This window comes from Streptomyces rectiverticillatus (assembly GCF_013394065.1).
GTDB classification, from domain to species: domain Bacteria; phylum Actinomycetota; class Actinomycetes; order Streptomycetales; family Streptomycetaceae; genus Streptomyces; species Streptomyces rectiverticillatus.
This window is the reverse complement of the sequence record NZ_CP040752.1, coordinates 32,715-51,403: the sequence shown is the minus strand read 5'-3', so window position 1 is coordinate 51,403 and position 18,689 is coordinate 32,715. Positions and strand designations below refer to the sequence as shown.

The window sequence follows — 18,689 nt, the reverse complement described above, 5'->3', positions numbered from 1 at the left end:
GGAAGCCTTCCCGTGCATTACCCACAGGATTCGCAGGACCACTGCGGGATGCGCCGAAGCAGTGCCGGGCGTTCTGCCGCCGAGTGGAATCCTTTAGACGGAGGTGTGGCTCCCGAAAGCGGTGGAGGGGGAGATCCGTGATCCTTGTGACAGGCGCAAGCGGCCACCTCGGTGCGAACCTTGTGCGGCGTCTGCTCGCCGACGGTCATGAAGTCCGGGTACTCGTCCGGGCCCCCGGAACGGCCGCCCCGGCCCTGGCCGGACTCCCCGTCCGCCGGACGGTCGGCGACGTGCGCGACCCCGCGGCGGTCGAGGCCGCCGTCGAAGGCTGCGAGAGCGTGTACCACTGCGCCGCGCGCGTCTCGACCTCGGCGCGAGGGAGTCGTGACATCCACGCGGTCAATGTGCTGGGCACGCGCAACGTGCTGGATGCGGCGCGGCGGCACGGCGTGCGCCGCGTCGTGGTGACCGGGTCGTTCAGCGCCACGGGCTCGACCCCGGGCCGGGCGAGCACGGAGCGCGATCTGCACTATCCGTCCGGGCCCCACACCCCGTACACGCGCAGCAAGGTGCTGGTGGAGCACGAGTGCTGCAAGGCCGCGGCCCAGGGGCTCGACGTGGTGGTCGCCGTATCGACGGCGATCATCGGCCCGCACGACTACGTCCCGTCCCGGATGGGGCGCGTGCTGCTGGACTTCGCCCACGGAAGGCTGTTCGCCTACGTCCCCGGTGGCTTCGAGTTCGTCTCCGTCCAGGACCTCGTGCAGGGCCATCTGCTGGCCATGGAACGCGGCCTGCCGGGACACAAGTACCTGCTGTCCACCGAGTTCCGCACGGTCGACCAGATGATGGACCTTTACGCGCAGGTCACCGGACGCCGCAAGCCGCGCCTGCGGATGCCCGCACCGGCCATGGGGGTGCTGGCCCGGCTCGCCGAGGGACCGCGGTCGGTGCTGACACCGCACCGCGAGGCGCGCTTCACCCCCGCCGCCGTGCGCTTCCTGCGCTCCGAGCGGCGGGCGGACTGCTCCCTCGGCCGGGAGGTCCTGGGCTACCGTCCCACGGACATCGCCACCGCCGTCGAGCAGGCCTACCGCTGCTTCGCGAACCGCGGACTGGTGGAACCGCGCGGGGCGGCGAGGCCCGCGCGCGGCCCCGCCGGGCGGCGCGGGCCCGTCGTGGGGGCGGGGCCGCGATGACGGCCGGAACCCACGAGCCGGGCAGCCGGGAGTGCGCTCCCGCACCTCGCCTGCCGGGCCGTCACCTGCCGTGGCTGGGCCCGCTCCCGGCGTTCCACCGCGACCCGGTCGCCCTGCTGCGCGCCGCGCGGGAACGGGTCGGCAACGCATTCTCCTTCCCCTTGCTGGGCCAGGACGTCGTCTTCGTCTGCGGACCCGAGGCGCATGCCGAGGTGTTCGAAGCGGACGAGGCGGTCCTCAGCCCGCGCGAGGCGTACCGTTTCATGAAGCCGGTCTTCGGGCCCGGGATCGGATACGACGCCGCCACCCCGGAGGAGATGGACGCGCAAATCGCCCCCATCCGGCCCGCACTCGGCTCCCGGAACCTCGACGCGTACGCCCGCGTCATGGAGGCGGAGGCGCGGGCCCAGGTGGCGTGCTGGCCGGCGGCGGGCGAGATCGACCTGCTCGCCGAGCTGAACCGGATGAGCGTGGCCATCGCCACGCGCTGTCTCATCGGGGAGGAGTTCCACCGCCGCATGGGCCCGGAGCTGCCCCGTCTCTACCACGAGCTGGAAAGCGGCGTCCGGCTCGCGGGCATGCTCAGCCCGAGACTGCCGATTCCCGCCTTCCGGCGCCGCGACCGGGCCCGCGCGGCCATCGCCGAGGCCATCGGCGAGGTCATCGCAGAGCGCCGCTGCAGGCGTCCCGGGGACGAGCCCGCCGGCCTTCCCGGCTCCGCTTCCGCCGGCCTCCCCGGCTGCGTTTCCGGAGCCGTCCGCGAACAGGACATGCTCGCCGTGCTGCTCGCGGCCCGCACCGAGGACGGCCGGCCCCTGCCCGATCCCGTCGTCACCGGCATCCTCATCGGAATGATCTTCGCGGGCCAGCACACGAGCGCGGTGCTCGCCGCATGGACCGGCGTGCTGCTCATGCGCCACCCGCAGTACGTCCCGCGGCTGCGCGCCGAGCAGGAGGAAGTGTGGCCGCCCGGCAGCCGGCTCGGCACCGGTGCCCTGCACCGCATGGAACTCCTCGACAGCTGTGTCCGCGAGGCCGAGCGGCTGCACCCGCCGCTGATCCTGCTGATGCGCAAGGCGCTGCGCGACACCGCGATCCGCGGCCACCGCGTGCCGGCCGGGTCGCTGGTCATGATCTCGCCCGCGGTGGCGCACCGCATGCCCGAGGTGTTCCGGGACCCCGACCGCTTCGACCCCTCCCGCTACGGGGCCGGGCGCTGCGAGCACCGCCGCCCCTACGGCCTCATCGGCTTCGGCGGGGGCAAGCACCGCTGCATCGGGCTCGCCTTCGCCTACCTCCAGGTCAAGGCGGCGTGGAGCGTCCTGCTGCGCGAGGTGGACCTGTGGCCCGCCGAATCCGGCTACGCGCCCGACTACTCGACCTTCGTCCCCGCCCCGAAGGCCCCCTGCACCGTCCGGTACCGCAAGCGTTCCGCGGAGCCGTCGTGAGCGGCGCCACCCGGCGCGTCCGCCCGGCGCCCGCGGCCCCCTCCGGACCGCCGGCGTTCGCCGAGGCCCGGAGCAAGCGCGCCAAGGTGCGAGCAGCCGGCATGGACCCCGACTACTGGTACGCCGTCGCGTACGAGAGCGAACTGCCCCGCGGCACGACCCTGGCCACCCGCTTCTGGGGCCATCCGATCGTGGTCTACCGCGGTACGGAGGGCAGTCTGCACGCCCTGGAGGACCGCTGCGCGCACAGGCAGCTGAAACTTTCCGCAGGCGAGGTCAACGGCTGCCACCTGACCTGCACGTACCACGGCTGGACCTATGACGGCGACGGCAACGTCGTGCACTACGCCCACGACCTGTTCGGCCGCGCCCGGCCCGAGGTCAAGGTGAGCGGCTATCCGGTGACCACCCGGCACGGCCTGGTCTGGATCTTCCCCGGTGACCCCGCCCTGGCCTCCGTGCGGACCGTCCCGGCCATCCCCGAGCTGTCGGGGAGCAGGCCGTGGGCCCGGCTGGACGCCTCGTACACCTGGCAGGCCCACCACTCAATGATCATCGACAACGTCAGCGACTTCTCCCACAGCTATCTGCACCGCCGCTACCGCCCTTTCTGGGACGCCAAGCTCACGCACCACGAGCTGACCGGGGACCGGGTGGAGCTGTCGTACGAGACCTGCGTGGGCGGCGGGGGCCTCACCTCCCGCTTCGTGGACCGGCGCCATGTGGACACCACCTCCATCGACCTCGCCTTCGACTACCCCTACCAGCGCTCCGACACAGGAGGGTCGATCAAGCACTGGTGCTTCGTGCTGCCGATGGACCGGCGCACCAGCCGGGTGTTCTTCGTCTTCTACTTCGACGCGGTGAAGGTCCCCGGCACCCGGCGGGCGCTGCCCCGCCGGCTGCTGCCGCTGTTCATGTGCCTGGCCGGCGCGCTCGTCGTCAAGCCGCTGCTGTGCGAGGACGGCGTGGCCGTCGAGTCGGAGCAGCTCGGCTACGAGATGCACCACGCCGCCCCGATCGTCGAGCTCAACCCCGCGGTGGGCCTCTTCCAGGACCTCACCATCCGCAAGTGGCAGGAGTTCCTCGACCGCGACCGGGCCCGCCCCCGCCCGTCGGGCATCGCCCTCGCCGACGGGCGCGTCGTCCCCGGCCCCCGCCACAGGAAAGGACGCCCATGAGCCGGACGCCCGTACCCCGTTCCGCCCGGTGGCTGGCCGACCACCGCTGGCTGTACGTCGTCCCGGTCCTGCTGCCGCTGTCCAAGGCGTACGCACTGGCCGAGGCGCTGTCCGCCCGGCTGCGCAGCCGCCGTGCGGGCGCCGTGCGGCGCCACCGGCGCCGGGTGGCCCTCATGCAGGCCCGCGTGCGCGAGCACGCAGCGCAGGGCGGGGAAGGCCGGAGCGGGGGAGGGCTGATGTGCACGGCCCGCCCGCAGTGGCGGTCGATGTCGCATTCCCGCAACAGGTTCTACAAGGACGGGGCGTTCCTGGTCCCGGCACAGCTGGACGACATCCTTCAGGTGGATGCGCAGCGCAGGACCGTGACGGTCGGTCCCGCCGTCACCATGGGACGCCTGATGGCCGGGCTGCCGGACGGCTGGACCCTGCCGGTCGTGCCGGAGATGGAAGACCTCACCGTCGGCGGCCTCGTCATGGGCTACGGCATCGAGACGTCCTCCCACCGCCACGGCCTGTTCGCGGACAACATCGAATCCTGCGAAGTCCTCCTGGCCGGCGGTGAGGTCGTAGTGGCGGACCGCACCCGCCGCGCGGACCTCTTCCACGCCCTGCCGTGGAGCCGCGGCACGCTGGGACTGCTGACCTCGGTCCAGCTGCGGATGATCCCGGCCTCCCCGTGGGTCCGCCTCGCCTACCACCGGCTCGGCAGCGCGGCCGCGCTCACCGACTGCCTCGAGTCGTACTCCTCCGGCCCGGCCCCGCCCGACTTCGTGGAGGGCTTCCGCTTCTCGCCGACGGAGAGCGTCGTGGTCACCGGGACGCTCGCCGACCGCCCGCGCGGAGACGGCACGGTCAACCGGATGGGGCGGTGGCACAAACCCTGGTTCCACGAGCACGTCCGGGCGCAGTGCCGGCTGCGGCGCAACGCCGAGTACGTGCCGCTGCGGGACTACTACTTCCGGCACAGCCGCAGCATCTACTGGGCGGCCGAGATGCTCGTCCCGAGCGGCAACCACCCGCTGTTCCGGTACGCCCTGGGCTGGCTCATGCCGCCCAAGGCCGCGTTCCTCAAGCGCACCGAGACGCCGGGCATCCGCCGGTTGTACCTGCAGAACACGGTGACACAAGAGGCCCTCGTGCCCGTGCGCGCGCTGCCGGAGGCGATCGAGAAGTGCCGCGAGGCGTTCCACGTGGACCGCATGTGGCTGTGCCCGGTGACGCTGCGCCGCTCCGAGCCGGAGGGCCTGGTGAGCCCCGGCACCGCGGACGGCCTCTACGTCGACATCGCCGTCGTCTTCGAGACGCCGGAACCGGTCCGGCTCGGGCGCCGCTGGGACGTCCGGCAAGCCACCAGGGAATTCGAGGCATGGCTGCTGTGCAACGGCGGGTTCCAGGTCCCCTACGTGGCCTCGCACATGACGCGCGAGGAGTTCTGGTCCATGTTCGCCCACCGGCCCTACCTCGCCGCGCGCAAGAAGTACGGAGCGGAGGGCGCCTTCCTCGACATCTACGACAAGGTGAGCTCCAACTGACCCCTCAGGAGGGCGACGACCGTGCCACTATCCCCGCATCCGGCGCCCCCGCCGGTGCGACGTCCGGCCCCGCGCGACCGTCCGGTGCTGGGCTTCCTCGCCTTCTGCCTCCTCGTGGCGCTGTCCATGGAGCTGTACTTCGTCCTCCACTTCCAGGACATCGACGAACGGCACGACCTGCCGGCGCGCGCATTCCAGATCTACGGAGCGGGGGACCGGACGTACTCCGGGCAGGGCGACACCTATCTCCCCTTCGCCCTGGAGACCATCAACGTATTCCTCGTCCAGACACTCAACTGCGCACTGGCCTACGCCATCGTGCGCCCGCGTGCCTGGCGCCACCCCCTCCAGCTCGCCGTCGGCTCCTATCTCTCCGGCTCGGTCGTCATCTACTTCTGGCACGCCCACGCCGCGGGATACCCCGACATGCCGGAGCACCGGTTCTGGAACTACTTCCTCTTCTACGCCCCGAACCTCCCCTGGCTCGTGGGCAGCCTCTGGATGGCCGTCGCCTCGTTTCGGACCCTCGTCCGGTCCGTGAAGGAATGGGAGACCTCCCGATGACCGAAACCACCGAGGCGGCGCTCGAGCGCTACCGGCAACTGGCCGCCGCGGGCGGCGCCGCCCGCACCGGCCACTACCGCGACCTTGTGACGTCCTACTACGACCTGGTCACGGACCTGTACCTGGAGGGCTGGGGGGCCTCCCACCACTTCGCCCCCGTGAAGCCCGGCGACTCCCACGCCGACGCGCTGGCCGCGCGCCAGAAGTTCCTCGCCGGCCGTGCGGGCCTGCACCCCGGTATGAAGGTCCTCGACGTGGGCAGCGGGGTGGGCGGCCCGGCGCTCAACATCGCCGGCGCCTCCGGCGCCCACGTGACCGGCCTGGACATCACCCCGGTGCGGGTCGAGCACGCCCGCCGGCGGGCGTGCGACCTCGGACTGCAGGAGCGGACGGCGTTCGTCGAGGGCGACGCCATGCACATGCCCTTCGAGGACGCCTCGTTCGACGTCGTCTACGCCGTCGAGGCCATCTGCCACACGGCCGACAAGGACCGCAGCCACGCCGAGATCGCCCGGGTCCTCAAGCCCGGCGGACTCTCGATCGGATACGAGTGGCTGGCCGCCGACGGACTGTCCCCCGCAGAAGTCCACCACCTCATCGAGCCCGTCTGCCGCTACTACGCCCTGCCGCACCTCGCCACGCCCGGACAACTCGCCGACCAGCTGCGGCGCGCAGGCCTCACCGACGTCGTCGTGGGCGACGCCGAAGCGACAGGAGACCTCGCCTCCACCTGGGACTACCTGGACCAGCTGGCCGATCTCGGCGAGCAGCTCGACGACTGCCCCGTCAGGAAGTTCATGATCCACGGCGCCCGCGCCCTGACGCGGGCGGCACGGGAAGGCGCCTTCCTCATCGACTTCTGGGAGGCGCGCAAGCCGGAGGCCGGGCCGGGAACGCCCGCCGTGTGAGGCAAGGGGGTGCGCAGTGCGGGAACGGATCGCGATCGTGGGGGCCGGTGCGGCCGGTCTGGGGGCCGCGTGGGCGCTCAGCCGCCACCCCGACCGCTTCGACGTCGAGGTGTACGAGGCCGCCCCCACGCTCGGCGGCAACGCCCGGACCGAGGACTTCCCGCAGCGGGACGGCGGTACCGTACCCGCGGACATCGCCGTCACCGCCTTCATCCCCTCCGTCTACCACCACTACGCCGAACTGCTGCGCCGGCTCGGCATCGAAGCCGTCACCAGCCGCTTCAGCTACGCCGTGCACTACGGCGACGACGTCTACGCCCACGACCTCGACACACCGTTGCGGCGGAGACTGGCCGGCGACATCGCCGCCTTCCGGCGCCTGCTGCGCACCGTCGGAAGGTTCAACACCCTCAGCAAGCGGCCGTCGTTCACCACGGCGGTGTTCAACCCGTTCAACTACGTCACCATGCGCCGGACCCTCGACCTGTGGGGCATCTCGCAGGAGTTCCGCTACAAGATCCTCAAGCCGCTGTTCGTGAACTTCGTCCTCGCCTCGGGCGTCTTCGCCATGCCGGCTTCCGTGTTCGTCCGGTACATGGACTTCTTCGACGTCGAGCACAGCACGCCGATGGTCACCTGGCAGGGCGGCACCCGCGCCGTCTACGCCCGCCTCACCGAAGGGTTCACCGATCGCATCCGTACCGGGCGCCCCGTGACGGAACTGTTCCGCCGACCGGACGGGGTGCGGGTACGCGACGCGAACGGAGTGACCGAACGATTCGACCAGGTGATCCTGGCCTGCAACGCCGACCACGCCCTGGCCGTGCTCCGGCCGCCCGGCGCCCTGGAGCGCCGCGTGCTCGGGGCCGTGCGCTACGAGTCCGGGCCGCACCGGGACGCGGTCGTGCACACCGACGCCTCACTCCTGCCGGACGACGAGCTGGACGTCTCCGCCACCCGCAGCACGTTCGTGCGGCACTACGGTGACCGGCCCGACAACTACGAGATCACGTATGTCATGCACAACCAGCAGCCCTGGGGCGACGGCGCCGCGTCGCCCCGCCTGGTGACCTACAACGCCCGACGGCAACCGGACCCGGACAAGGTCATCAGCCGCCACCGGTTCCAGCACGTCGTCCACGACGTGCGGCACACCGTCCTGCTGCACGCGCTGATGCCCCTGCTGCAGGGTCGCCGCAGGACCTGGTACTGCGGGGCCCACACCACCTTCAACAGCCAGGAGCACGCCTTCGTATCGGGTCTGGCCGTGGCCCGCCAGCTGGGCGCGGACTACCCGTTCCCGGCGGACACCGAGGCCGCCCGGTGGTTCGACTTCTACGGCCGCATGTGTCTGGGCGTGCGCTTCCGCACCGTCCGCCGGCGGACGTGACCGGCCCCGCATCAGAAGAGGCCCCATGGCGAACCGTGCACCGACGAGCCCGGCGTCCGCCGCCGGAACGCCCGGCTGGACCGGTAGCCCGCGGGGTCGCCTGGCCCGGACCGTGCGCCGCACGGTGGGCCCGCTGACCCTGCTGCTGATCACACCGCCGATCGTGCTGCTCCTGTGGGCGCTCGTCGTCGCGTTCGACGGCGCCTGCCGGCCGCTCGCCGAGCCGGCGCGATGGCCCGCCCTGGTGTCCGCGCTCCCGTACCCGAGCCCGTGGGCGGCCCTCACCATCACGGGCTTCACCGTGTTCGAAGCGGCGCTGCTGCGTCTGCTGCCGGGCCCTCAGTGGCAGGGGCCGGTCACACCGGCCGGCGTCCGTCCCGCCTACCGTGCCAACGGCCCGGCCGCGCTGGCCGCGACCCACGCCGCGTATCTCGCCGCGTCCCTGGGGCTCGGCTGGTTCCCGCCCGGCGTGCTCTACGACCGCTCCGGCGAGCTGCTGGCCACGGCATGCGTCCTGGCCTGGGCGCTGTCGGCCGCCCTGTACGTCAAGGGCCTGCGACGGCCCTCCGGGCCCGATCACGGGACGACGGGTCACGTGCTCCTCGACGTCTTCCGGGGCACGGAGCTGCATCCGTCCCTCGGCCGCATCGATCTGAAGCAGCTCTTCAACTGCCGGGTCGGGATGATGTCGTGGGGGCTGCTGCTGGTGTCGTTCGCCGCCGCACAGCACGAACGGTTCCACGGCATCTTGTCGTCGATGGCGGTGGCGGCCGGGCTGCAGCTCGCCTACATCGTGAAATTCTTCCACTGGGAGACCGGCTACTTCGCGACCCTCGACATCACGCACGACCGCTTCGGGTACTACCTGTGCTGGGGCGTGACGGTATGGCTGCCCGGCGTATACACCCTCAGCACCCTCTACCTCGTCACCCATCCGCGCCGCCTGCCGCTGTGGGAGACCGTGCTGCTGCTGACCACCGGACTCGTCGCGCTCGCCGTCAACTACTCGGCCGACGAACAGCGCCAGCGCGTACGGCGCACCGGCGGCGACACCCGGATCTGGGGGCGCCCGGCGAAGACGCTGCCCGCACGCTACGTGACGAGCGACGGGAGGGAGCACTCGACGGTGCTGCTCTGCTCGGGTTGGTGGGGTCTGTCCCGGCACTTCCACTACCTGCCGGAGCTGGTGCTGGCCGTGTGCTGGGTGACTCCGGCCGGCGGCGCCCGGATCCTGCCCTACTTCTACCCGGTGTACCTGGCCGCCCTGCTGGCCGACCGCGCCGGCCGCGACGAGCGACGCTGCCTGCAGAAGTACGGCGACGCCTACCGCGACTACTGCCGTCGGGTGCGCTGGAAGGTGATCCCGTACCTCCACTGAGGGGCGCACTCGCCGGCCGCGTAGAGCGGGTCGGGCGGAGAGACTGAGGAGTAGCCGCGGGCGGTGTCCCGGATGCGTCCAGGGCGGTTCAGGTGCAGTCTGGATATGTGTCCGGATTTGCGCGGATAGTCGTGCACCCGCCGTCGCCGTCCGGTGGCCGGCGGGTGACGGTCGGCGCTGAGGTTCTGGGCGTGGCGTACGGCGTCGTCGACGTGCTTGTGTTCTTGAGGCGTGCAGGTGCGGATCCGGACGAGGTTCAGCTGGATGATCCGAAACAGATCGAGTGGCTCGGTGGCGGGCCTGGGGTCTGGTCATGACAGCGGCCTTGACGTGGGTGTAGATCGCCGTGGAACCGTCGCACTCGTGGCCGACTTGCTGTTGGATGGGCAGCCCGAGCGCGGCCCGGTATGTCGTCCATCACTGGCAGCACGTTCTGCCGTCGCGGCGGCCGGCCCTTCTTTGCCTTGCCTTGGCGGACGTTGAGCGTGCGTGTACCAGCTGAACTGCGGAGCCTTCGGGTTCCGTCCGAAGCCGACCGGATCGAGCTTGGACGACTCACGCCTCACGCCGCCGAAGGCCCCATCCGTAGATGACCTTGAAAAGGGTCGCGTCGCGGTAGGCGGCGAGAGCGCCCTCGCGCTACGCGCGCACCGCGCGGTCGACCTGGCCATCGGCGTAGTCGAGGAAACGCTGGAGTTCCTCCCGCGTGGGTCGGGCCTCTGGCTGCCCTCGTAGTCCTGCAGGTGCGGGATGGTGTTCCACTCATGGCAGATCGCCACAGGGAAGGCGAGGTGGGCGGGTCGTCGGCGCAGGTGTCGGCGTGCCACTTTGCGGGGGAGCGGCCGTCGCCCGGGGGCGGCAAAGGCGATGCGACGGGCTGACCTGACGGGCGCCGTCGTACCGTAAGCGGCCGCCATTGCCTGGCTCCCGGGCCGCGAACGCTTTTGCGGGGCGGACACAAGAAGGGGGAGGGGGCCGCGGAAGGCGTGGCCCGTGGAAGGGGAGGTCCGTGGCGACGGACGAGGAACTGCTGGCGCGCTCGGGAACCGACGCGTCGGCCTTCGAACCGCTCGTGGAGCGCCATTCGAGAGCGCTGCACGGCTACTTCGCGCGGCGTGCGCCCGGCGCGGCCGACGACCTGCTGGCCGAGGCGTGGCTGCGGGCCTACGCGGGACGCGGCACCTACGACGCGGCCCGCGGGCCGGTTAGGGCGTGGCTCTTCGGCGTGGCCCGCAACGTGCTGGCGGCGCACTGGCGCGGGCAGGAACGGCCCGCTGCCGCTGCCGCTGCCGCGTTCGTCGGCGAGGCGAGCAGCAACCCGTGGCAAGCCGTCGACCGGAGGCTGGACGCGGCGGCGGTCGCGCCGCTGATGCGCCGGACTTTGGCCGAGTTGCCGGCAGTGGAGCGGGAGCTGCTACTCCTGATCGCGTGGGAGCAGCTCAGCCCCACCGAGGCCGCGGCCGTCGTCGGCATCCCCGCGGGGACGGCCAGGTCCCGGTTGCACCGGGCGCGCACCCGGCTGCGCGCGGCGCTCGGCCCCTCTGTCCCGCTTTCCCTGACAGGAGACCTCGCATGACCGGGCAGGACAGGAACACGGACGACGCTGACTTCCTCGACTTCCCCGGTGCCGGGCGGTTGAGGTCCGCGGGTAAGGTCGCGCCGCCGTCAGCGGACGCGGTCGCCGCGGCGCTGGCGGCGGTGCGGTCGGCGGCCGGCGGGGCGGAGGCGGACGGGCCGGCCGTGGAACTCGAGTGGGAGCCGGAGGCGGTGGTCGTCCCGGTGCGGACGTGGAGGCGGCGGCTTCCCGTGCTCGTCTCGGTGGCGGCGGTCCTGGCGATCGCGCTGGGTGTCGCGTTCCAGCCCTGGTCGGACTCCGGGGACGTGCAGGTCTCCCCGGCGGCGGAGCGGACGGGGACGGCGACCGGGACGGCGCCGACGCCGGCGCCGTACTGGAAGGTGCGGACCTTCCAGTGGAACCGGAGCGCCGAGAAGGACGAGCGGGACGAGTCGTACGAGACCGTCTGGCTGAGCCGGAGCGGCACACGTGGGCAATTCGGTGACGGACCGGTCCGGGAGTACTCCCAAGGGGAGGTGGCAGGGACGGCCTACTGGGTCGGCCGCCATCCGATCATGTGGGACGAGCTCGAGAAGCTGCCCACTGACCCGGCGGCGCTGCAGGCCCGGCTCGTCGGGAAGGCCACCGGGGAGTCGGTACCGGAAGCGCTCTTCGACGGCATTGAGGATCTCCTCGCCCGGTCCCCCGCCGAACCGCAGCTGCGGGCCGCGCTGTTCAAGGTCCTCGCCGGGATTCCCGGAGCGCGGGTGACGGAGGGGGTGAAGGACAGCACCGGGCGAACCGGCACGGCCGTCGACCTGGACGCCGGTACCTGGCTCCGGCGACTGATTATCGACACCGGGGCGCTCCACGTGCTGGAGTCCGTGGACACGGCGCGGAACGACGGCCTGAAGTGGGGGACGCAGAAACTCCGGGCCGGGGACCTCATCCACCGCACCACCTACCTCTCCGTCGGGCCCGCCTGGGAGGCACCGAAGCCGTCCCCGCGGCCGTAGCGGCCCCCTTCCGCATCAGGCCTTGCCTTCCGGAGATTCGGCCGCAGCCAGTCGCTGCTGGACGCGATCGGCAACACCGCCGGGACGCCGCCCTCGCCCGGCGCCGCGCGGAACAGGAAGCCGCAGGGCGCGAGGCGAGGCGGCCGGTGTGCAGGGACTGAGGGCAGAAGTCCACCGATGACCAGTGGGAGCGGGTCGATTTCCGGGACTGGAACCAGCCGCAGCAGACCCGCCCGCCCGCCGCGGGCCCAGGGTCGCCGCCGGGGTCGGATCTCGTCGAACTGAAGGGTGGCCGCGTCAAGTCCCGTCCAGCCGTGGCCGAGTCCTCGTCGTCGTGGCTTCCGGCCGGCCGGCCGCCTCCTTGGCCGCCAGCGGGCGGCGACCTGTGGCGGCGCGGCCTCGGGGCTCATGCCGGTGGTGACCTGTCCGGAGTCCAGGGTGCGGGCGTACGTGCTCGGCCCGTACGCGGCGAGCGCTTCGCCGAGGGCGGCGGCTACGGTGGCCGCCGCCCTCGGCGCCCCACGCCTGGGCGTCGGCGGCATCCAGGGTGATCGTGACGAGCACGGCCCCGAGCTGGTAGACCCGCCCGGCAACGCGGTGGCCAGCGCCCGACGCAGCTCCGTCACCGCCGCATCAGCCAGTGCACATGCGGCGAGCACCACCGCCTCGGCGTGCTGCTCCGCTCCCGGCTGGGTCTCGGAGGTCGGCTCCCTCACCACCTCGGTCTCATCCCGCACGCCCTAGCGGACGGTAATCCAAGGTGCGGCTGGACGGTGCGGTGGGCACCGACGATGCGGCGCACTGAGACCCGCCAACTTCAAGTCGCAGGTCACATTTGTCAGTGGCCAGTTGGCATTCCCGGCTGGCGGCCACCTGATGGGGAGTCATCTGGCCGCCGGTGGTGACGCTGCGTTGATGTTCGGGGATGCGTACTCGCTGCTCGCCTCGGGCAGCCGCGGCTAGGGCCGGAGCACGATCTTGCCGTAGGTGCGCTCCTGTTCCGGCTCGCGGAAGGCGTCTTGCACCTGTTCCAGCGGGTAGGTGCGGGCGATCGGCACTTCCAGCTGCCCGTGCTCGGCAAGCTGGGCCAGCTCGCCGAGCACGCCGCCGCACCTTCTTCCTGGGCCGCTACGCCTTCCCGCAACAACTAGGGCGCCGGCTTGCGGCCCTTCCGCGACCCGGCTCAAGAAGCAGACGCACCTGCCGCGCCCTGATGGCAGCACCAACGTTGTGAAGGGGTGGCGGCGCAGGCCCGCACGCCCGTGGACACCGACCTCGGCCTCGCTCACCTTCGGCAGGAGCTGAGCGTCACGCCGGCGGCCGGGGGAGTTTGGCGGCCACGGCGTCGAGGACCCAGTCCAGGCCGGTCGCGAAGGATGTCTCGGCGTCCACGTCCGTGCCGTCGTACACGGCCCTGGCAAGGGCCGGGAAACGGCCCGTGGCCAGCATTTTCGTCATGTACGGGCCGCGGGCGCGCTGCCAGTCGTGCTTGGACAGGCCGGTGGCGCGCTCGGCCCTCAGGTTCGCGATCTCGCGCCTGATCGCGCCCGTGAAATAGGCACTGACCGTCTCCACGGCGCGCATGGCGGTGTCGATGTCGGCGAGGCCGTCGAGGGCGGCCAGCGTGACCTCGCCGACGGCGAGGCCGTTCGGTCCCAGGGTCGGGCGGCCGCCGAGCAGGTCGGCCAGCCATTCGTGCCGGAGAGCGGTCTGCCTGGTGCGGTGGGCGAGAATACGCAGCGCCTCCCGCCAGTCTCCCGGCTGCTCCTCGGGGAGGATCTCGCCGTAGACCTCGTCGATCATGAGGTCGAACAGCTCCTCCTTGGTGGAGATGTATCCGTACAGCCGCATCGGACCGGCGTTCAGCCGGGCGGCGACCTTACGCAACGACACCGCCTCAAGGCCGCCCTCGTCGGCCAGCGCGACGGCGGCGGCGACGATCCGCTCCCGGTCGAGCGGCACCGGGCGAGTCGGCGGCTCCGGCCGGTCCCAGACAGTCATGGACACACCCTACTTGTTGCGATGCACCGCAATGGAGCAATACAGTGTATCGATATGAGACACCGCATCGCCGTGGTCGGGAGCGGACCCGCCGGCCTGACCTTCGCCCGCGTCCTGCACCGCCACGGTCACCCCGTCACCGTCCTCGAACGCGACCCCTCGCCCACTGCCCGACCCCCGGGCGGCACTCTGGACCTGCACGAAGGGCTGGGCCAGCGCGCGCTGGAGAAGGCGGGGCTACTGACGGAGTTCCAGGCACTGTCCCGTCCCGAGGGACAGGCCATGCGCATCCTGGACACGGACGGGACCGTCCTGCGCGACTGGCTGCCCCGACCGGACGACCGGGCCAATCCCGAGATCGATCGCGGGCAACTGCGTGACCTGTTGCTCGGCCCGCTCGACGTCCGCTGGGGACGGGGCGTGACGCGGGTGGTGCCGGGGCCCGCCGAGGGCGTACTGGTCCATTTCGCGGACGGGCAACGGGAGACGTTCGACCTCGTGGTCGGTGCGGACGGCGCCTGGTCCAAGATCCGCCCGGCAGTCTCGTCGGTGACGCCGCACTACACCGGCGTCACCTTGGTCGAGACCTCCCTGGACGACGTCGACGCCCACCACCCTGACCTCGCCCGGTTGATCGGCGACGGTTCCGTGGCTGTGTACGGCGTGAACCGCGCTCTCGTCGCCCAGCGCAACAGCGGCGGCCACGTCAAGGTGTACGCCCAGTTCCGCGCGCCGCTGGACTGGCACGCAACCGCGAACCTGGACCTCGCCGACGCCGAGGCCGTGCGATCGAGCCTGCTGACGCTCTTCGACGGCTGGGCCGCTCCCGTACTCGAACTCCTGCGCCGGGGCACCGATTTCACCCACCGCCCCCTCTACGCCCTGCCCGTGTCCCACACCTGGACTCATGTCCCCGGGGTGACGCTCCTGGGCGACGCCGCCCACCTGATGCCCCCCTTGGGGGCGGGCGCGAACCTCGCGATGCTCGAAGGCGCCGAACTCGCCGAGGCCATCGCCACCGGCCCTGGAGATCTGGACGAGACCGTCCGCGCCTTCGAGGAACAGATGTGGGCACGGGCCGGCCGGTGGGCACAGATAACGACAGCCGGCCTGGAACGCCTGGTGAGCCCGGACCCCGCCGAAGCCCTCGCCCTCTTCGACCAAGTCCAGCCATCCTGATTGCCAAGCGCGAGAGCACCAGCACTAACAGCTCGCCACCGTTAGACGAACGCACGAACGCCGGCTCCGAGCGCAGCCCTCAGCCCGCTACCGCCAAAATCCGGTCCGATCCTCCTCGCAGGCCTACCCGACGGCGTTGCCGGGGAAGCCACCGACGCGCCTATGGCCAGACACGCGCCGCGCAAATCGGACCCAAGAGTGTCGGCGGAGAGTGACGGTGGAGGTGGCCGTACGTGGGGAATTCTCAATGGCCGCCGACACACATTCTGGCCCACCTGCGCGCCGCTGGTTCTCGGCGCCCCTCGCCGACCTCGGCTTCCGCGGCCTGGACAACGACGTACGCGACCCCGTGATCGTCACCGGCTTCCACGCCAGCCACACCCACAAGCTCACACCCGGCCAGAGACGCCGACCGAGTCCTCGCCACCGGACGAGCACTGGCCGAGTACGGCTTCGCCCACCTCAAGAACTGGCGAACCCTCACCAAGCTCCGCACCGACCTCGCCCGCGCCACCCACCTCCTGCGCGCGCCCGGTCGTACTGACGAACCCCGAAGTCAACCGCTGAAGGATGTGCGGCCGCGCCATCTGAAAGTCACTCAGCGAAGGTGAGTGAACGAAGGTCAGCGTCCAGCATGCGGATCAACTCACCGACTCGTCCGCCGCCGCTCGGCGCCGCGGGGAACCGTTTGAGCACGTCAACGACGATGGGGGTCGCACGATGCACCGTCTGCTCAAGGTGCCCGACGCCAATGCTCCGATCGTCGTCGGCGACGAGTTCGGCTGCTCTGGCCGCATAGGCGCCGGCTCCGAGAATGTGCTTGACCTGGGTGGCCTTGGCCAATGGGTGCAGGTAGGCGGCGCCTGCCGCGGACGTCGCTGCCCACGCTGCCTCGCGCGCAGCCGCAGTGTCCGCGCTCTTGGCTGCCTTGAGGGCCGCCGACGCTGTGTCGCGCAGAGATTTTCCGCGTGTGCCGCCCTGGGCGAACTCCCACGCGGCACTGACAGCATCTCGAGGCCGCGAGTCGCCCGGCTGATCGGTCTCGAATATCTCGAGCACCACCTCTGCACACGTTGCGGCGAACGTGGCGACCTCACGAAGGTCCTGCTTGCTCAGAACGATCTCGTTCGCTTCCGCTGTCATCGTTTCATCTTCCATGATCGGACTGAGCGGTGGGGCGGCTCGGGGCCGCCCATGCCGACGGGCAAGGAATCGTAGAAGGCCGTCCGGCCACAGCGAGCAGGAACCGGCCGGCCGACGACTCCGTCAGACGATCTACTCCGCAGACTGCCGCCCACGGCCGGCACGAGCATCCCTGAAGCCCGTCATACGCCGCATGGCCCCGGTGCGCACCATGATGCGCACCGAGGTGCCATCTGGTTCCGTGTGGTGGGCTACACGTCTCGTGCATGTAGGTGGGGGCATGCTGGCTGTGAGGACCAGGGCCCCGGGCATCGCGCCCGGCGACCAGCACGCCGTTCTTCGACCGCTTCCACCGAGGCCCCCGGACCAGGGCGACGTCCGGCTCCGGCCTCGGTTGGCCATCGTGCACGACATCGCCGCGGCCGACGCCGGAAGCGTCTTCGCCACCACGGCGACCGGCGGCGGCGCGGAGGTCGGCTTCACCCTCCCGCCCCACGGCCATGACGGGCGGACGAACGGTCCGACGGCGTGGAGAGGTTTCCGCAGAGCATCGTGAACCGGCGGTGGGGGCGGGGGAGGGAGGCGTCTCGGTGCTCGACGCCGAAAAAGGGAGGACGTGACGCGTCACGAGGGTGATCCGAACGAACGCCCCGGGTCGTCGGCCGTCCGCACGGCCTCCACCTCCGCTGCCGCCCGCCGGTCGTAGGTCCGGCGGGCGGCGAGTACCTCGCCTTGGTGTTTCTCGGACCAGTCCTGAATTGCCGTCAGCAGGCCGGTGAGGCTGCGGCCGAGCTCGGTGAGTTCGTAGACGACCTTCGGCGGGATCGTGGGGTAGACGGTGCGGGTGACCAGGCCGTCGCGCTCCAGGGTGCGCAGTGCTTGCGTGAGCATCTTCTGCGTGACGCCGTCCAGGCTGCGGCGCAGTGCGTTGAAGCGCAGCGGCCCCTGCTGGAGGGCTCCGACCGTGAGTAGTGCCCATTTGCTGGTGAGTAGCGACAGCACCGGGCGGGAGGGACAGGTCTGGAAGTAGGCGTTAGCGCCACCGTATTGCCGCAGGTCATTGCAAGTATCCATAGGGAACCTGGGTATCAGGAGGGTGCCTTCTTCTCAAGTGCCGGTGTCTGGCGCAGGCTGGTGTGCGCCGCGCGGCGACCGTGAGAGATCAGCGAGACGATCAGTAAGAGGGGTACGTGATGGGTGTGCGTATGCGCGCTGTCAGTCAGCTTGCCTTCGGCGGTCCGGAGGAGTTGCGCGTGGCGGAGGTGGAGCGTCCGGAGCCGGTGGCCACCGAGGTGCTGGTGCGGGTCGAAGCAGCCGGCGTGAACCCGGTGGACGCGAAGTTCCGGGCAGGCGCGGTCCCTTGGGGGACGCTGCCGTTCATCCCCGGCTGGGACGTGTCGGGGGTGGTCGAGGCGGTCACCCCCGGCGTCACCCGCTTCGCGCCGGGCGACGAGGTGTACGGACTGGTGCATTTCCCGTGGCGCGGCGGCGGCTACGCCGAGTACGTGACCGCACCGCCACGCCATCTGGCCCACAAGCCCGCCGCCCTCACCCATACAGAGGCCGCGGCACTGCCGATGGCGGCGCTCACCGCCTGGCAAGGCTTGGTGGACACGGCGCGGGTGGCGAGCGGGCAGCGGGTGCTGGTGCTCGGGGCGGCCGGCGGGACGGGTCACCTGGCCGTACAGATCGCCAAGGCCTTCGGCGCGTACGTCATCGGTACCGCGCGGGCCGAGAAGCACGCGTTCGTGCGCGGCTTCGGCGCGGACGAGGTCGTCGACTACACCGCGACCGATGTCGGTACGGCCGTACGGGACGTCGACATGCTCTTCGACCTGGTCGCAGGTGACGACGCGGCGCGGGCGGTGGAGGCGCTGCGGCCCGGCGGGATCCTGGTGAGCGCAACACGTGCGGCGGCCGTGCCGGGCCTTGCCGAGCGGGGGGCTCGCTTCGCGAGCCTCGGCGTCGAGCCCGACTACGCCTCGCTGGAGAAGCTCAACGCGCTCATCGCACAGGGGCGGCTGCGGGTGCATGTCGAAGGCGTCATGCCGCTGACAGAGGTGGCCGAGGCTCACCGTCTGATCGAGAGCGGGCGGGTGAAGGGAAAGATCGTCCTCGTTCCCTAGGACGGGACTCCGTCGGGGCGGGCAGGGCGGCGGCGTACGGGCTGCCCGCCGGGGGTTCCTTCCGGCTGT

Annotated in this window: 18 protein-coding genes; 14 read left to right on the top strand and 4 right to left on the bottom strand. The window is 71.3% G+C overall.

The features are described 5' to 3' along the window. The first annotated feature begins 137 nt into the window (after nucleotides 1-137). The 11 genes from FGW37_RS00265 to FGW37_RS00215 all read left to right on the top strand — a co-directional run bounded on the left by FGW37_RS00265 (nucleotide 138) and on the right by FGW37_RS00215 (nucleotide 12,915). Nucleotides 138-1,199: an NAD-dependent epimerase/dehydratase family protein gene (locus FGW37_RS00265; protein WP_179079166.1), complete on the top strand. Its 1,062-nt coding sequence runs from the start codon at nucleotides 138-140 to the stop codon at nucleotides 1,197-1,199. Further along, complete coding sequence (locus tag FGW37_RS00260; RefSeq protein WP_179079165.1) at nucleotides 1,196-2,647, top strand: cytochrome P450; 1,452 nt, start codon at nucleotides 1,196-1,198, stop codon at nucleotides 2,645-2,647. The genes FGW37_RS00265 and FGW37_RS00260 overlap by 4 nt, the downstream gene beginning before the upstream one ends. Then, nucleotides 2,644-3,828, top strand: coding sequence for an aromatic ring-hydroxylating oxygenase subunit alpha (locus FGW37_RS00255; protein ID WP_218650556.1), 1,185 nt, complete (start codon nucleotides 2,644-2,646; stop codon nucleotides 3,826-3,828). Before FGW37_RS00260 ends, FGW37_RS00255 begins: the two co-directional genes overlap by 4 nt. Continuing rightward, on the top strand, nucleotides 3,825-5,360 hold the full coding sequence (locus tag FGW37_RS00250) for an FAD-binding oxidoreductase (RefSeq protein ID WP_179079164.1): 1,536 nt from the start codon (nucleotides 3,825-3,827) through the stop codon (nucleotides 5,358-5,360). Before FGW37_RS00255 ends, FGW37_RS00250 begins: the two co-directional genes overlap by 4 nt. A 54-nt stretch (nucleotides 5,361-5,414) precedes the next feature. Then, entirely contained in the window at nucleotides 5,415-5,924 is a 510-nt protein-coding gene (locus tag FGW37_RS00245) for an EXPERA domain-containing protein (RefSeq protein ID WP_179079163.1), read from the top strand. Then, a complete protein-coding gene (locus tag FGW37_RS00240) occupies nucleotides 5,921-6,832 on the top strand; it encodes a class I SAM-dependent methyltransferase (protein WP_179079162.1) in 912 nt (303 codons plus the stop codon). Before FGW37_RS00245 ends, FGW37_RS00240 begins: the two co-directional genes overlap by 4 nt. A gap of 16 nt (nucleotides 6,833-6,848) precedes the next feature. Next, the gene (locus FGW37_RS00235) at nucleotides 6,849-8,222 is read left to right on the top strand and encodes an FAD-dependent oxidoreductase (RefSeq protein ID WP_179079161.1); all 1,374 of its coding nucleotides are present in this window, start codon (nucleotides 6,849-6,851) and stop codon (nucleotides 8,220-8,222) included. 25 nt (nucleotides 8,223-8,247) lie between these two features. Beyond that, nucleotides 8,248-9,600, top strand: a complete 1,353-nt coding sequence (locus FGW37_RS00230; protein WP_179079160.1) for a phosphatidylethanolamine N-methyltransferase family domain-containing protein — start codon at nucleotides 8,248-8,250, stop codon at nucleotides 9,598-9,600. Nucleotides 9,601-10,609: 1,009 nt separating this feature from the next. Next, nucleotides 10,610-11,176 carry an RNA polymerase sigma factor gene (locus FGW37_RS00225; protein WP_179079159.1) on the top strand — a complete coding sequence of 189 codons (567 nt, stop codon included), beginning with the start codon at nucleotides 10,610-10,612 and terminating at the stop codon, nucleotides 11,174-11,176. Next, entirely contained in the window at nucleotides 11,173-12,171 is a 999-nt protein-coding gene (locus tag FGW37_RS00220) for a CU044_5270 family protein (protein ID WP_179079158.1), read from the top strand. The genes FGW37_RS00225 and FGW37_RS00220 overlap by 4 nt, the downstream gene beginning before the upstream one ends. Before the next feature lie 417 nt (nucleotides 12,172-12,588). Further along, on the top strand, nucleotides 12,589-12,915 hold the full coding sequence (locus tag FGW37_RS00215) for a hypothetical protein (RefSeq protein ID WP_179079157.1): 327 nt from the start codon (nucleotides 12,589-12,591) through the stop codon (nucleotides 12,913-12,915). A gap of 215 nt (nucleotides 12,916-13,130) precedes the next feature. Here FGW37_RS00215 and FGW37_RS00210 read toward each other — a convergent pair whose 3' ends face one another. Together FGW37_RS00210 and FGW37_RS00205 are read right to left on the bottom strand one after the other, a co-directional pair. Beyond that, nucleotides 13,131-13,274, bottom strand: a complete 144-nt coding sequence (locus FGW37_RS00210) for a zinc-binding dehydrogenase (protein WP_246430178.1) — start codon at nucleotides 13,272-13,274, stop codon at nucleotides 13,131-13,133. 205 nt (nucleotides 13,275-13,479) lie between these two features. Then, nucleotides 13,480-14,172 carry a TetR/AcrR family transcriptional regulator gene (locus FGW37_RS00205; RefSeq protein WP_179079156.1) on the bottom strand — a complete coding sequence of 231 codons (693 nt, stop codon included), beginning with the start codon at nucleotides 14,170-14,172 and terminating at the stop codon, nucleotides 13,480-13,482. A gap of 54 nt (nucleotides 14,173-14,226) precedes the next feature. On the opposite strand from FGW37_RS00205, the gene FGW37_RS00200 reads away from it, so the two are divergent. Then, complete coding sequence (locus FGW37_RS00200) at nucleotides 14,227-15,351, top strand: FAD-dependent oxidoreductase (protein WP_179079155.1); 1,125 nt, start codon at nucleotides 14,227-14,229, stop codon at nucleotides 15,349-15,351. Nucleotides 15,352-15,945: 594 nt separating this feature from the next. Here FGW37_RS00200 and FGW37_RS00195 read toward each other — a convergent pair. Then, nucleotides 15,946-16,509 carry a putative immunity protein gene (locus FGW37_RS00195; RefSeq protein WP_246430177.1) on the bottom strand — a complete coding sequence of 188 codons (564 nt, stop codon included), beginning with the start codon at nucleotides 16,507-16,509 and terminating at the stop codon, nucleotides 15,946-15,948. A gap of 388 nt (nucleotides 16,510-16,897) precedes the next feature. Here FGW37_RS00195 and FGW37_RS00190 point away from each other — a divergent pair, with 388 nt between their 5' ends. After that, nucleotides 16,898-17,050 (top strand): hypothetical protein, encoded by a 153-nt coding sequence (locus FGW37_RS00190; RefSeq protein ID WP_179079154.1) that lies wholly within the window; start codon nucleotides 16,898-16,900, stop codon nucleotides 17,048-17,050. A 68-nt stretch (nucleotides 17,051-17,118) separates the two neighbouring features. Here FGW37_RS00190 and FGW37_RS00185 read toward each other — a convergent pair whose 3' ends face one another. Further along, nucleotides 17,119-17,568, bottom strand: coding sequence for a winged helix-turn-helix transcriptional regulator (locus FGW37_RS00185; protein WP_179079153.1), 450 nt, complete (start codon nucleotides 17,566-17,568; stop codon nucleotides 17,119-17,121). Nucleotides 17,569-17,699: 131 nt separating this feature from the next. On the opposite strand from FGW37_RS00185, the gene FGW37_RS00180 reads away from it, so the two are divergent. Continuing rightward, on the top strand, nucleotides 17,700-18,620 hold the full coding sequence (locus FGW37_RS00180) for an NADP-dependent oxidoreductase (RefSeq protein ID WP_179079152.1): 921 nt from the start codon (nucleotides 17,700-17,702) through the stop codon (nucleotides 18,618-18,620). The last annotated feature ends 69 nt before the right edge of the window (nucleotides 18,621-18,689 follow it).

Bases quoted from the DNA above. Each gene is read 5' to 3' on its own strand.
- FGW37_RS00260 (WP_179079165.1), top strand. From the start codon at position 1,196: ATGACGGCCGGAACCCACGAGCCGGGCAGCCGGGAGTGCGCTCCCGCA.
- FGW37_RS00250 (WP_179079164.1), top strand. From the start codon at position 3,825: ATGAGCCGGACGCCCGTACCCCGTTCCGCCCGGTGGCTGGCCGACCAC.
- FGW37_RS00240 (WP_179079162.1), top strand. From the start codon at position 5,921: ATGACCGAAACCACCGAGGCGGCGCTCGAGCGCTACCGGCAACTGGCC.
- FGW37_RS00230 (WP_179079160.1), top strand. From the start codon at position 8,248: ATGGCGAACCGTGCACCGACGAGCCCGGCGTCCGCCGCCGGAACGCCC.
- FGW37_RS00220 (WP_179079158.1), top strand. From the start codon at position 11,173: ATGACCGGGCAGGACAGGAACACGGACGACGCTGACTTCCTCGACTTC.
- FGW37_RS00205 (WP_179079156.1), bottom strand. From the start codon at position 14,172: ATGACTGTCTGGGACCGGCCGGAGCCGCCGACTCGCCCGGTGCCGCTC.
- FGW37_RS00200 (WP_179079155.1), top strand. From the start codon at position 14,227: ATGAGACACCGCATCGCCGTGGTCGGGAGCGGACCCGCCGGCCTGACC.
- FGW37_RS00195 (WP_246430177.1), bottom strand. From the start codon at position 16,509: ATGGAAGATGAAACGATGACAGCGGAAGCGAACGAGATCGTTCTGAGC.
- FGW37_RS00185 (WP_179079153.1), bottom strand. From the start codon at position 17,568: ATGGATACTTGCAATGACCTGCGGCAATACGGTGGCGCTAACGCCTAC.
- FGW37_RS00180 (WP_179079152.1), top strand. From the start codon at position 17,700: ATGCGCGCTGTCAGTCAGCTTGCCTTCGGCGGTCCGGAGGAGTTGCGC.